The following is a 14,302-nucleotide window of genomic DNA, read 5'->3' on the forward strand; positions in this document are numbered from 1 at the left end:
TGCTTTTTTATGGTGTCAAAGATGGCGCTGCGGAGTGCCATCTAATGCCCCTGCCTATTCAGGCGGGGGTATCACTTCAACACCATAACTCAACTGCAGTATCAAACCTCGCCAACTTCCAGCTTGCCTGCCTTAATAGCCCGGCTGAATTGCTGAAAATCCCGCTCTGTCTGGTCAGCATACAACAGGGCAAAATCACTGATGGCATCATCCAGCGATTCGCTTTTACCCATATACCCGCATATAAATGCTACATCTCCTGTTTTGGCATGCGCGCGTGCCAGCATGCGGCCGCAAAGCCGTGCATAGGCAGTGAGCAGTTCTTTATCAAAACTATCGATATCCGGTGCAATCTTCCGGTCGCGCAGCTGCCGCAGGTAATAGTAACGGCCTTCCGAATCATTACTCCATCCCAGGAACATATCGCTGGCAGCCTGCACCAGGCGCTGCCCCTGCACCACCCGTTCACCGCTGTGTTTGTACTTGCTGGGTTGCGTAAACGCCTCCAGTACACTTTTGCGTGCTTCCTTAATCTGCAGAAACAAGGGCTCATGTTTATCATTCATCATCAGGGCAACCATACAGCGGGTGCCCACGCTGCCAATGCCAACTACTTTTAAAGCCAGGTCAACCACCTCGTATTTTTCAAACAGAAACCGTTTATCATCCTGTATCGTGTTCAGGTAACGCACCATAAACTCGCGTATCCGCAGCATTTCCTTCTTTACATCCAGCGGGTGATAAATAAGCGGGTGCTGGTCAGCGATCTCGAAGCTGCCGATTACCTTTTGGGTTATCTTGTTAAACACCTGTTCGTGCGATGCCTTTTCTGCCCGTACAATGGCCTGTTTCAGGCGGTCCCGCACGCGGTCAGATTTGGCCTGTTCCATCATATCCCGCACATCAAATTTCAGGTACCATAAATCCAGCACACTCATGTTCATATACTGGAACATGCTGGTTCTGTACGATTGGGCTACGGTAAAAGCCAGCCCTTTTGCGTCTGACGCCTTCATTTGTTTATCACGCGCAGCCAGCACAAAACTCGTGGCCAGCCGCTTTAAATCCCATTCCCATGGTGCCGGGTGCGTTTCATCGAAATCATTTGCATCAAAAATCAGGGAACGCTCCGGTGTGGCATAACCGCCAAAATTCATTAAATGACAATCACCAATACACTGTACCTGCATGTTTGTATGTGGCATGCCGGACAAATCATGCGCCATAATCAGCGCATTGCCACGGTAAAAAGTAAAAGGCGACTGGTTCATACGCGCATGCCGGATAGGAATGAGCTGCTGCACACGATCGTAGTTAGACGCATTGATAAAATCCAGCACAGCCGGCCGTTTCTTATCCGCCTGCCACAATGCATGTGATTTCCGCGGCAGCTGCTCGCGAAACTTCTTCCCTTCCGCCATTTTACTGGTATCCATGGAGCGCAATGGTTTGATTGTTGAATAGTTTAATGGTTCAATTTGCGGCCTTTGCCGAAAAGATTCCTTTGGAGTAATAAAAACAGTTCCCTGCTTCAAAAAGCAGGGAACACAACTACTGCTGCTTGAAATGAAACAATCGACTACTATATTAAAATTACATTCACTTGTACATTCAATGGTGATTGTAACGGTTACGGCAGGCATTCCTGTAACGGTCTCCCCCGCTATGCATCCGGCCACAACTGTTGCTGCAATGCAATCACCTGTTTGGTTTCTGTGCACGTTTTGCGCTGCGCCTTACGGTAATGCCGCAACCTTTTCTTAAAGGCCGTACCTGCTTTCGCAGCCACTGTATTGTTGTGGTATACCTCATGAAAATAAGTATGCATCTCCTGCTGCAGCTGCTGCTCCGCTGCAGGCAAAGTGCTGGTAAAAGCAGCCTCCCGGTTAATACCCGACCTATCCCACCAATGATACAAATTGCGCAGCAATACCGGCAATTGCAATGGTGACAACAATAACTTCCTGAACCAGTGCGCCTCGCTTTGCAATACCCGTTTGCGCCATTGTACTGCCCACCTGTATAAACGCAGCAGCAGCAATACCAGCCAATACAACAATAACACAGCGCCGGCAGCAATGCATGCAAACCAGTACCAGGGCATGCCCATGATCTGTAGCGGGCCTTTGTGTACAGCTGCAACGGGTGCCTGCGTTACCCCTGCATTCAAACTGTCTTTCAGCGTGGTTAATATACCCAGGTTGGGATTGGGTTGTACCTGCACATTCACCACACCGGTGGTTTTGCGGTATACTTTACCTGAATAGGGATTCCACCAGGTAATGGTTTTTGCAGGAAACCGGAACGCGCCTTCTTTCTCCAGCAGGTAGGTAAATGTTTGCTTGCGTATGCCATTGGCATCATAATCGTCACGCGTATCTTCCAGCACTGCATCGGCTATATAGGTGCTTGCCCAGTCAAGTGTATCACGGGCAGCAGCCGGTATAAACTGGGGTAAGGTTCCTTTGGCATTGATGGTCACCGTTCGTTTCACCACATCTCCCACTTTCAGGTGACTGAGTGATTTATCCCAGTCCTCCGAGATAAACACATTCTTCGCCACAAACCAATCAGCCCCGGTAAATGAAGGCGGGTTGGGTTTTACAATAAAGGACTGCGGTGCGGATGCCAGCGTTATTTTCTTACTCGTGCTCTGCCCTTCCGGTGGTGTTTGCGCTACAATGCGGATAGCGGGTATCGTGAATTTGCCTGCCTTGTACGGGAACACGATAAAGTAGAATTGTATGCCTGCATATTGTTTGCCGCTGCGTGTAAACATGCCCGGCTGTGTTCTGTCGAACGGGAGAATAAACGCATCGGGTATCTGTATATTGTCAAAATCAAGCGGCGCGGTAAACCAGGTGGCCGTATATACCGTGAACGTAACTTTAAAGGGTTGTTGTGCATATACACTTTGCCTGTCCATTTGTGTTTGCACAAAACAATGCACCTGCGCCTGCAACAGTCCCGCGGGCAGCAACAACAACAGCAGGCGCAGTATGGCAGCTGGCTTTACCATGGTTCTTTCTGTTTTACAGGATGTTTGCCCGAACGTTTCTGTTGCAGCAGAAAGCGCCTGTGCAGGAATTCAGCGGGGTCTGCCACGGCTCTCTTCAGCAATATATTGCCTGCCAGCGATGCGCCCTGGTTGCTTTTTTCATCGGGTTGCGGGGCCTGGGCTTCCTTGCCGCGGTGTATGTTCGATTGTACTTCATCACTCATGCGATCGCCGTGTTTGGGTAATTGTTTCACCCTGGTGTCTGCGCTCAGCTGTTCATCCTGTGGCGAAGGTTTACGTTCTTTCAGCGGGTCTTTCTTATCATTCTTTTTGTTTTCAGCAAGTGTCTTTGCTGTTTTGGATACAGAGAGCGGGTCAAAACGGTTCACTGAATCGGCCCGGTGCTGTGCGGTGCTCATCTTCTCCAGGCTTTGCTGTGCACGGCCTTTCAGCGAGGCATCAAGCAGGATGGCATGCTTAAAAGCATCCTCCGCGTCTGCATACCTACCGGCTTTGGCCAGTGCCAGTCCTTTGTTGTATTGACCGGCTGCACTGGTATCCAGCGAAAACAAATCAGCCGCAGCATCATAGTCGCCTGCCTTGTAATAGGCTGCAGCTTTGTGGTTGTCGTCTTCAAAATGTTCCGCTGCCGCAGCATAGTTGCCTGCCTGATACAATAACTGTCCCTGGTAATCTTTGCTATACCACCAGTCAGGATGCCTGCTTTTTACACCACATGAAGTGCAGACCAGCAATATAAACGGGATACATACCCACTGCACCGTCCACCCTTTCCTGAACCACAGTGCAGCAATGGCCATGCAGGGTATCAGCAGCAGCCAGCCCATATCATCCCATTCCTTTTCGCTTTTGTTGTGTTGTTTTTCAAACACCAGCTTCTGTTTAATGCGTGCCGCAATACCGGTTACATCCGAGTGGTCGAGTGTTAGCTGTGTAATGGTGATTTTCGGATCCTGTTGCAGGTTTTGCACCACAGCCATGTCCTGTCTGGATAATACATGCTTGTAACCGGGCACAGCCGCACCTGCTGTACTGCTCAGCAGCAGTATTTCCAGCCGGTGCCGCGTGGTGTTGATCCAGTTGCTGAGCAAGGTGGCCGCTTCATTATCCAGCGCGTCAGTGAGCAGGAATACCGTACTGGGTGCAGTAACCGGTTGCATCATGGTATCCATCAACGTGATCAGCGCAGGCATATTGGTGCCCTGTACAGGCATTATTTTATTGCTCAGGCTAATGGCCTGCTGTTTCATGATTTTGTAATCGCTGGTAAACGGCAACACGGGATGTGCTGTTCCGGCAAAGGCAACCAGGCCGGCAGCCGCGCCGGGGTTGGCATCCAGGAAATCATTGATCTTGAATTTACCGCGTTCCAGTCTGCTGGGCTGCAGATCGGTTGCCAGCATTGATTTGGACAAGTCCAGCGCAATCAATACCACGGCGTTTATTTTCTCACCCGGTATGTCTTTCATTTTCCAGGCAGGCCCTGCAATGCCAATGATAGCGGAGCCGATACCCAGCACCAGTGCCAGCACAGGCAGTATAATGGCCGTTTTGCTGTTGCGTGTAAAAAGATAAGGCTGCAGGGCAGGTGCCACAATACGCCGCCACTTGCGCCGCTCCTTATCCCCTGCAAACAATAACAATACTACCGCTGCCAGCGGCACAAATAACCACAGGGCTTTGGGCCGCAGAAAATGAAACCGCTGCCAGTCAATTCCCGTGATCATATGTGTAAGTTCGCTGATCGACATAGGCCATTAACATTGGGTAATGCGCTTTACCGCGCGGGCCTGAAAATGCTGATCACAGCTGCTATCAACAAAAACAGCAATGCGAGCAGCACCGTGGCGGCCAGCGGGTAATAATACAATAGTGTAACGGGTTTGTAGGTTTCTTCTTCATACTCCACGGGCTGCAGCTTGTCCAGTGTGGCGTACACCTGTTTCAGCTGCCCTTCATTCATGGCGTTGAAATATTTGCCGTCAGTAGCTGCGGCAATTTCCCTGAGTGTTTTTTCATCCAGGTCGTATCCCCCGCTGCCTTTGGCTTTGCCAATGCCCAGTGTATAAATTACGATGGAATCTTTCTTTGCTGCCTGTGCCGCATCCAGTGGCAGTATATCGGTTCCGGCATCCACACCATCGGTCAGCAGCAATATGTTCTTTTGTTTTACCGTATCCTCTTTAAATACTTTTACGCAGTAGGCAATTGCAGTGCCTATGCTCGTCATTTGGCCTGCCATGCCTACTTCCGTTTCATCCATCAGCCAGGCAATAGTGGGCAGATCGCGCGTAAGCGGTGCCTGCAGGTAGGCATTGGTGGCAAACATTACCAGCCCCATCTGGTCGCTTTTGCGGTTGCGCACAAAATCTTTCATAATCGATTTCACTGCACCCCAGCGGCTCATGCGTTTGCCTTCAATTACCCAATCGGTTTCTGCCATGCTGAACGAGATATCTGCCGCGATCATAAAACTGCGTACGGTTTTAATTTTCTTCTGCGGCTTGCCCACATAACGCGGGGAAGATGCTGCGCAAAGCAAACCGATCCAGCACAACAGCATTGCCAGCCAGGCGGGTATATTGCGGCGCGATACCCAGCCGCGTTTTGTTTTCCTGGTATGACTTACGGTAGCAGCTGTATCAAAAAAAGGAACGATCAATGCCATACGTCGTTTGCGCATCGCCGGCAACAACAGGTACACCAGCAATGGCAGGGGCAGCAGCAGGAACACCCATTTATAGGCAATTTCAAAATGCATGTCTGTGTGTTTTAATCCACCGCTTTGACTTCAGCACAAATTCCACTGCGCGCGACAAAGGAAGCGTGCCTGCAGCATACAAATCATGTTGCAGCAATGCACTGTCTGCTGCATCAAAGCAAGGCTTGCGGCAGGTGGTATTCAGCAGCTTTATCCATTCTTCACCCTGCACGGCAGCCACACGTTCCCTGCCGTAGTTGCGCATGGCAATGCGTTTCAGCAGCATATTGGCTGCATATACCAGGGCATCCGGTTGCGGCCCGCGCTGTTCTTCTGCCGCCAGCCACTGCAGTGCTGTTTTGCGGTAATGATTGCGTTTAAGGTAACGTACAATAACCATTGCCAGCAGCATCAGCAATAGCAATACCAGCGCAGCCAGCACATACCAGCCGGGGGCGCCGAATGAAAACCGCACGGGTGCCGGTTCAATCAGTTCACCAAAATCCTGTTGCATGTATGCAGGTATTACTGCTTAAAATGATGGCTAACCTGGTCTTCTATCGCATATTCCGTACTAAAAAACACCACCGGTATACCATAGTGCCTGAACTCGGCTGTCATGGCTGTCTGCATCTCCCTGAAATGCGCGGCAAACAGTTTACCCGCATGTCGCTTTTTATTGTTCCAGGTGAGTTGTTTTTTGCCGTCTGTCAATACCAGTCGTCCATCAGGCAATGCCTGTTCAAACGGGTCGTATACGTGAATCAGTATTACATCGTTGTGATTGCTCAATGCAAGCAGGTGCCGCCTGGTGGTTGCATCCATGGCACTAAAATCGCCGATCACGGGTATCACATAATCGTGTGTTACCAGCGACCGGGTAACCTGCAGCATGTTGTTGAGTAAATGGGGATCGCGCTGTACCTGCTTACGTTGCGGCAACAATGCATTTTGCGCAACAATACATTTCAGGTAGTGCTGTACCAACGCTTTGTTTCGCTTGGGCGGCACATAATCGTAATGCGATTCGTTAAAGATGATGCCGCCTGCACGGTCGCCCCGTTTCAGTGTATAGAAAGCGCTGATGGCCGCAACATGCGCAGCGGAAACGGATTTTACATAGCGCTTCGACCCGAAGAACATGGCGCTGCTCTGGTCAAGCACGATAAAGGTGGGCCGCTCTTTTTCTTCGTTGAATACCTTGGAATGCGTGGTGCCTGTTTTGGCTGTTACCCGCCAGTCAATATTGCGGATATCATCTCCATAAACATACCGGCGCACTTCTTCAAAATCAAGTCCCCTGCCGCGCAGCTTCGAGGTATGCGTGCCGGTGAGCAAAGAAAACACGGTATGACCCGGTAACAGGTGCCGCGCCTGTACCAGGTATTCAAACCGCATCAGGTCACTCATCGAGGTGACCACTTCTGGGGGATAATTATGTGCTGCCGGGTGTTTCATCAGCTTCCGCTTCAGGCAACTGCTACCTGTTTCAGCAATTCATTAATTACAGCATTGGCATCAATGCCATCTGCATTGGCTTCATAACTCAGTATTAACCGGTGCCGCAGCACATCGTGCACGATATAGCGGATGTCATCTGCGGTTACATAATCACGTCCGTCAAGCCAGGCCGTTACGCGTGCACACTTATCCAGGCTGATGGTGCCGCGCGGACTGGCGCCATAACTGATCCACCGGCGCAGCGTTTCATTGTATTTTTCCGGGTAACGCGTGGCGCTGATCAAATCAACCATGTATTTTTCCGCAGGGGGTTGTACCTGCACGGCATTGATTTCTTTGCGTGCAGCGAATATCACCTCCTGCGGAATAACTTCAACATTCGTTGCTGCACCTTTTGTTTCATTCCTTACCAGGTGCAGTATATCCATTTCATGTTCGTAGGATGGATAGCCGATCAGTATCTTCATCACAAAGCGGTCCAGCTGCGCTTCAGGCAAGGGGTATGTACCCTCCTGCTCTACCGGGTTCTGCGTAGCCAGCACCATAAACAGCGGCTCCATGGCATGTGTTTTTCCACCTACTGATACCTGTCTTTCTTCCATGGCTTCCAGCAGGGCAGACTGCACTTTGGCAGGTGCACGGTTTATTTCATCTGCCAGCACCAGGTTGCTGAAAATAGGCCCCGGCTTAAACATAAACTTATCCGCAGCCTGCGGCTCGTAAATCTCCGTACCGGTAACATCAGACGGTAGCAGATCTGGCGTAAACTGGATACGGCTTAGTTTACAGTCTAAGTGTTGCGCCAGGCTTTTCACCGCACGTGTTTTAGCCAAACCCGGCAAGCCCTCCAGCAACACATTGCCATCTGTGAGCAGCCCTACCAGGATTTTGGTCACCACCTCTTCCTGGCCAATAATGGTTTCACTGATCTGCTGCTTCAGCAACAGCACCTGTTCGCGTGTGGTCATAGGCGGACTGCTTGGTAGTTAAGCGCTGTGCGCATGTATGGGTTCAATGGTTTCATTGTTTCATTGTTCCATTGTTTCATTGTTCAATGCCGATTCGTTAGCCACTGACTGCACCTCACCAGCGATTCATGCATCCATCAATTCGCTATTTGCGACTTGGGCAATTTTTCTATTACCTGATCAATAGAAAAAGAGGCCGGTGCCTGCCGCGGCGGAAATTGCTTGTAAGTACCCAGATACCTGGCTACTTTTTCTACTGCAGGCAATATCATGAACGCGTGCTGCATGGCCCACATTTCCCATCCAACTGACCCATCCGGGGCATTTTCGTAGGGATCGGCCAGCAGATCGACCATTATCGGTGCGCGCAGTTTTACCATGGGTACACGCCATACTTCCATGCCCTTTGCATCCTGCCGGTTGAAGGTGTATTTAAAACGATCATCGCGGTAAGCCACCAGGTTGCCATCATCATCGAAGTACACAAACTCATGGCGCTTGGTAGTGGTTTCGCCTTTCAGGTAAGGCACCTGGTTATAACCGTCGAGATGTACTTTAAAACTCTTGCCGCCTTCCTGTGCGCCCCTGGTAACACTCGCAGGCAAGTCAGCATCACCACCTGCAGCTGCCACCAGTGTAGGCAGCCAGTCTTCTGCAGAAAACAGGCCGGTGAAATTGGTGCCGGGTTTAATGACACCCGGCCAGCGAATCAATGCAGGCACACGGAATGCACCTTCATAGTTCATGTCTTTTTCACCACGGAATGGAGAGGAACCACCATCAGGCCACTGGTTTTTCATGGCACCATTATCGGTGGTATAGATCACAATGGTATTGTCTTCAACACCCTGCTCTTTTAAAAAGGCCAGCAACTCACCCACCATGGCATCGTGTTCCGTCATGCCGTCTGCCTGCAGGCCTAAACCGGTTTTACCGGCAGACGCGGGTTTCAGGTGCGTGAATATATGCATGCGGGTAGAATTGAACCAGGTAAAGAAAGGCTTGCCTGCTTTTACCTGCGCACTCATAAACTCTTTGGCAGCTGCCAGGAATTCTTCATCCACGGTTTCCATTCTTTTCTTCGTTAATGGGCCGGTATCTTCAATTTTACCATCAGCTGTTGATCTTATCACGCCACGCGGACCAAATGCCTTTTTAAATTCTGCCCCTTTGGGATAATCAGGATTTTCCGGTTCTTCTTCCGCATTCAGGTGGTACAGGTTACCAAAGAACACATCAAAGCCATGCGCCGTAGGCAGGAATTTATCCTGGTCGCCAAGATGGTTTTTACCAAACTGGCCGCACATATAGCCCAATGGTTTCAGAAACTCAGCAATAGTGGGATCTTCTTTCTGCAAACCCACCGGCGAACCGGGCAGCCCTACCTTGGTTAAGCCTGTACGGAACGGGCACTGGCCGGTGATAAACGCAGCACGACCTGCAGTACAGCTTTGCTGACCATAGTACTGTACAAACACACCGCCCTCGGCACCGATGCGGTCAATATTGGGTGTCATAAACCCCATTACACCACGGCTGTAAGCGCTGATATTGCTTTGCCCGATATCATCCCCAAAGATGACGAGGATGTTCGGTTTCTTTTGTGCATGTAGCATGCCTGCCGTCAACAGCAGCATGGTGCCTGACAGCGCAAGTGTTTTCAATTTCATATGTTCTTTTTAGTAATGCGGGATAACGAGTATTGGTTTTAAACGGATGTAGTTGCAGGCGTAAGCGATGTTTACAGCAGTTATATTTTCAACGATTCATAGAATGCCTGGTCTTAAAAGACCAGGCCCATTTCCTTGAAACAAACACTAATTGCAATGCATATATTTTATCTCATGGGTGGGCCATTAACAACCCTGCCTGGACAAACAAGGTATACGAATGAACAACACTGTATAATACCCCTGAGAAATGTTTTAACGTTTTTACAAATATAAACAGCCTTGTTGCGCATATCCAAACTGTAACAGTTACGCAAGAACAGCCAGCTACGAGCTACAAGCTGCGAGCTGCAAGCTAGTTGGGTATTTATGCCTCCGGCCTCCGCTACGGTCACTCACCACTCACCACTCACCACTCACCACTCACCACTCACCACTCACCACTGCCAACGCACGACTGACGACTGACGATTCACGCTGCACGTGACCGTTACACATTCATTTATGCCCTATTCTAAAGTAACTTGTAACATCATGGCTGTTATTACACGTAACCTTTATGCAGCAAGCAGTAATAACCATCCTCGCAGTTTATGCGCATTTGTTGTGCACACGGGTGTTTGCGCAGGACAACCAGTATGAAACCATACAACTGGGCGCCAAGAATTCCATTTTAAGCGGGGCAAGCGTTTCAAGGCAGATTGATGGCACCGCCGTATTCAGCAACCCGGCCACACTGGCGCAAAGCAGCGGCAGCAGCATCACACTCAACTCTGCAGCATGGAGCCTTACCAATATCAGCTTTACCGGTAAACGGCAACAGCTGGATATTACCAACAACTACCTGCACAACATACCGGCAATGCTGGCAGGTGATATACAGCTGCGCAACAAAAAGGCAAAGCTGGGGTACGCCATTTACCATCATGTGCTCGACAACCTGCGGTTCAGTGAACGCGCTTCAGGCAGCAACGATATCATCAACAACACTGAAAGCCCCGGCGCAGAGCAGTATACAGCCGATCTGCACCTGAATACCGATATCACCGAAATTGCAGGGGTAGTGGGCGGCGGTTACAGGTTGACCGATCATTTTTACATCGGCGCATCAGCAGAGTTCCTGTTCCGCACGCAAACTTACCAGGAGGGGTTTCACAGTTTTGTTACACCCAATGCACCATTGAACACCCGGTACAACCTGGTGTCTGCAGAGCAAGACATCGATATGTATTTCAACAATGTAATGTCCCGGCTAAAACTGGGCATTGCCTATAAAGCCAAACAATGGAGCGCAGGTGTAACGGTTACTACACCTACCATTCGCCTGTACAGCTATGGCGAATTCAGGGGCGATATGAACCTGGGCAATTTGCAGGTGGAAGATGTGGCAACTGCCGGCCGTAAGACCTATGTCGTCAACACATTTATGATAGGCGCGCATGTACAGTATAAATACCCGTGGTCGGTAAGCGGGGGTGTATCTGGTAAGTTTGGCCGGCTGCAGACGGCAGTTGCCGCCAACTACTACAGCTCGCTGAAACAATACACAGTGCTGGACGCCAATTCCGCGGCCGCCTTTCTGCCTGTGGATGGTGCAGTGCCCCTGCAACCAGCTGCATTATTCCGCGCATGGTCAGTGAACAAGCCGGTACTGAACCTGTCCTGCTCATTCGACTACCTGCTGCGGCCTGCATTTCATGTATTGTTTTCTGCCCGGTCAGACAATCACTATGGCGATGACCGGCCGCAGGGCACCGGTTTTCAACTGGCACAAAAGCTATGGAACATTTACCATGTAACTACAGGCGCCATGTTTAAATTCAACAACAGTGAAGTAATTGCAGGCATTCAATACAGCACCGGCACCAATACGCAATACCAGTTACCCTATTCCACCGAAAACATCAAAGAGCAATCTTACCTGCAAGGCATTCCGGCTTATGGCAAAATGCACATGAGCACCATCAGTTTACTACTCAGCTTTTCACTTGTATTCTTAACCAAACGTCAATGAACCGCCATTACCATATACCTGTTTACCGCTTGCTGCAATACAGCCTGTGTGTTGCAATGCTGTTGCTCTGTGGCAGCTGTTATGCACAAACAGACAGTACACGCAGCGAAACAGATGTAGTAGACATCTACCGCAAGTTGTTTCGTTCCAGGTCACACGCAGCCAAGCCCAATAAAAGCACCATTGCTTTTTTGCCTGCAGTTGGCTACAATCCCAGCATCGGCTTCCAGATGGGTGTGAACTTCACGGGCGGCATGTATCTCGGCGATAAAAAAACAACCAACCTGTCTATCGGTGCATTGGGCGGTTATATCACCACCAAGGGCATTGTTTCTTTCCAGTTCAGGCACAATGTATTTACCGAAGGCAACCGCTGGAATTTCCAGGGCAACTGGCAGATCGCTAAAATAGTAACGCTGGACTATGGGGTGGGAACCGGGATTGACCAGCCGCACGATGCCCTGATTATATATGGCATACCCACCAACTACGATAGTACGGTATTCCCCATCCAGTACCGCTATATCCGTTTCTTTGAAAAAGCCTATAAAGAAGTGGCGCCGCATTTCTTTATCGGTGCCGGCGCAAGCATAGACATGCGCAGCAATATCAAAGACAAAAACCTCGATTCCACGCATATTACACCGCATTATACCTATAGCACGTATGAAGGCTTTAACACAACGCACTACAATGCCAATGGCTTCTTGCTAAATGTACAATACAATACCCGTGACCAGTTAAACAGGCCGTATCATGGCACCTATGCAGATTTGGGCATACGCGTGAATGAAACCTTTATCGGCAGCAGCGCCAATGCCATACAACTCTTGTCCGAGTTCAGGGAGTACATTCCGCTGTCACACCGCAATCCCAGCCATGTACTGGCCTTCTGGTACTGGGGTAATTTTTTATTGAGTGGTAAAATCCCCTACCTCGAATTACCCGGCACCGGCAGCGATATGTTTAACCGTAGTGGCAGGGGGTACACCATCGGCCGGTTTAAAGGCAAATCGTTTGCATATGCAGAATCAGAATACCGTTTTCCCATTTCACAGAACGGCTTTGTAGGTGGTGTGGTGTTCGCGAACGTACAAAGCGGCACCAACAACCTGAACAGCGGTTTCCTGGAATACTGGGAACCTGCAGCCGGCGCGGGTTTGCGCTTTCTCTTCAATAAAAACACACGTACCAATATTTGTATTGACTATGCGGTTGGCCGGTTTGGATCAAATGGCTTTTTCCTGGGGTTAAATGAAGCATTTTAAAACAGGTAATATTTATGAAAAGCATATGCCTATTGCTTTGTTGTATTTTTTTACTGGCAGCCCCGGTGTTGCTGTGTGCACAGGATACCAGCGGCACCAATGAACAATTATGGCCCGAGCTCGATGCCTATTACCGCATTAACAATCAATACAGGATAGTAGCAAAGATTTCCGGTACCAGGCAAAAGAACTCCGACTACAGCGATGGGTCATTCAGCCTGTTCGGTGATTACTTTACGAAGGCCCGTTACCTGCATGAAGCAACCGGCATGGATTCTACCTCTGTATATGCACTATGGCTGCGGGCCGGTTACATGTATTCGGCCAGTCCGCCCAGCTCAAAAGATCCCTTTAGAGAACACACCCTGGTAGGCATGGCCAATAACCGCTTTTATTTTCTCTGGAAACTCATGGGCACACTGCGCAACCGGCTAGACATACGATTTACAGACGGCGATGTAAAATTCCGTTACCGGCCACGTTTTATGCTGGAACGGGACATGCACACCGCTTATCTCACGTTTACGGCGTATGTATATGCCGAGTATTTTTTCAATCTGGGGCAGGGCGAACTCAACCGGTTGCGGATCTGCGGCGGGGCAGAACTAAAAGTAACACGCATACTCAGCTTTGAAACGTATTGGTTTCACCAGTTCGGCAATAAGCCCGAAGTGCAGAAAGTAAATGCAATCGGCGTTTCACTGAAAGCCTACCTGAAGAGCAAAAAAGTGACGAATTAAGGGGCGCAACAATCATCGGGAATCAAGACATCGACACGTCGAGACAATCTGTCCACACCACAGCCACCCCAAACCAATCTCCGCTGATATCAACGTTAAACATCAAACGTTAAACCTTAAACCATCTCGTTAATGATCTATCAAACAATCAAACCATCATCTCGTAATCTCAATTGCAATCGCATCACCCAATATCTTGGAGAGATACGTTTCTGTACCCGTTAATACATCTACCCATGTATCGTCGTGAATGGCAATTTGCTGTGGCCTTATCTGCAGGGGTTCTCCGGATTGGGAGGCGAAATTATCCACTGCATAATATTCACCGCATGGATGTAAGGTTACTGTCGCAGTAACTTTAATTAACGTATCCTGCCCGTTGTAGGGGTAAAAAAAGGAGATGATAAATGGCGGAACAAGATCGCCGGTTTGTATAATTGAATCGTGTCGCATTCGTTAGA

General features: G+C 49.5%; 12 protein-coding genes. 3 read left to right on the top strand and 9 right to left on the bottom strand.

Translation table 11 applies throughout. The annotated features are described in order from the left end of the window. Window positions 1–101: 101 nt before the first annotated feature. From DXN05_RS14870 to DXN05_RS14905, 8 genes are all read right to left on the bottom strand, one after another. Window positions 102–1,436 carry a DUF2252 domain-containing protein gene (locus DXN05_RS14870; protein ID WP_158559265.1) on the bottom strand — a complete coding sequence of 445 codons (1,335 nt, stop codon included), beginning with the start codon at window positions 1,434–1,436 and terminating at the stop codon, window positions 102–104. 227 nt (window positions 1,437–1,663) lie between these two features. Next, window positions 1,664–3,019, bottom strand: coding sequence for a BatD family protein (locus DXN05_RS14875; protein ID WP_116848068.1), 1,356 nt, complete (start codon window positions 3,017–3,019; stop codon window positions 1,664–1,666). Then, window positions 3,013–4,746 carry a VWA domain-containing protein gene (locus DXN05_RS14880; RefSeq protein ID WP_158559266.1) on the bottom strand — a complete coding sequence of 578 codons (1,734 nt, stop codon included), beginning with the start codon at window positions 4,744–4,746 and terminating at the stop codon, window positions 3,013–3,015. The genes DXN05_RS14875 and DXN05_RS14880 overlap by 7 nt, the downstream gene beginning before the upstream one ends. 50 nt (window positions 4,747–4,796) lie before the next feature. After that, window positions 4,797–5,780, bottom strand: coding sequence for a VWA domain-containing protein (locus DXN05_RS14885; RefSeq protein ID WP_116848070.1), 984 nt, complete (start codon window positions 5,778–5,780; stop codon window positions 4,797–4,799). Further along, window positions 5,770–6,234, bottom strand: a complete 465-nt coding sequence (locus DXN05_RS14890) for a DUF4381 domain-containing protein (RefSeq protein ID WP_116848071.1) — start codon at window positions 6,232–6,234, stop codon at window positions 5,770–5,772. The genes DXN05_RS14885 and DXN05_RS14890 overlap by 11 nt, the downstream gene beginning before the upstream one ends. Before the next feature lie 11 nt (window positions 6,235–6,245). Continuing rightward, on the bottom strand, window positions 6,246–7,178 hold the full coding sequence (locus DXN05_RS14895; protein ID WP_116848072.1) for a DUF58 domain-containing protein: 933 nt from the start codon (window positions 7,176–7,178) through the stop codon (window positions 6,246–6,248). 11 nt (window positions 7,179–7,189) lie between these two features. Continuing rightward, window positions 7,190–8,149, bottom strand: a complete 960-nt coding sequence (locus DXN05_RS14900) for an AAA family ATPase (protein WP_116848073.1) — start codon at window positions 8,147–8,149, stop codon at window positions 7,190–7,192. Window positions 8,150–8,286: 137 nt separating this feature from the next. Then, window positions 8,287–9,819 carry an arylsulfatase gene (locus DXN05_RS14905; protein WP_116848074.1) on the bottom strand — a complete coding sequence of 511 codons (1,533 nt, stop codon included), beginning with the start codon at window positions 9,817–9,819 and terminating at the stop codon, window positions 8,287–8,289. 559 nt (window positions 9,820–10,378) lie between these two features. Between DXN05_RS14905 and DXN05_RS14910 the strand changes: the two genes are divergently transcribed. Genes DXN05_RS14910 through DXN05_RS14920 form a run of 3 tightly spaced genes read left to right on the top strand, consistent with a single transcriptional unit; the run spans window position 10,379 to window position 13,841 of the window. Next, the gene (locus tag DXN05_RS14910) at window positions 10,379–11,833 is read left to right on the top strand and encodes a hypothetical protein (protein ID WP_116848075.1); all 1,455 of its coding nucleotides are present in this window, start codon (window positions 10,379–10,381) and stop codon (window positions 11,831–11,833) included. Next, on the top strand, window positions 11,830–13,101 hold the full coding sequence (locus DXN05_RS14915; protein ID WP_116848076.1) for a BamA/TamA family outer membrane protein: 1,272 nt from the start codon (window positions 11,830–11,832) through the stop codon (window positions 13,099–13,101). Before DXN05_RS14910 ends, DXN05_RS14915 begins: the two co-directional genes overlap by 4 nt. A gap of 14 nt (window positions 13,102–13,115) precedes the next feature. Next, window positions 13,116–13,841 carry a DUF2490 domain-containing protein gene (locus DXN05_RS14920; RefSeq protein ID WP_116848077.1) on the top strand — a complete coding sequence of 242 codons (726 nt, stop codon included), beginning with the start codon at window positions 13,116–13,118 and terminating at the stop codon, window positions 13,839–13,841. Window positions 13,842–13,997: 156 nt separating this feature from the next. Here DXN05_RS14920 and DXN05_RS14925 read toward each other — a convergent pair whose 3' ends face one another. Then, window positions 13,998–14,294, bottom strand: coding sequence for a hypothetical protein (locus DXN05_RS14925; RefSeq protein ID WP_116848078.1), 297 nt, complete (start codon window positions 14,292–14,294; stop codon window positions 13,998–14,000). Window positions 14,295–14,302: the final 8 nt, after the last annotated feature.

This window comes from Deminuibacter soli (assembly GCF_003412455.1).
In the GTDB taxonomy this organism is placed as follows: domain Bacteria; phylum Bacteroidota; class Bacteroidia; order Chitinophagales; family Chitinophagaceae; genus Deminuibacter; species Deminuibacter soli.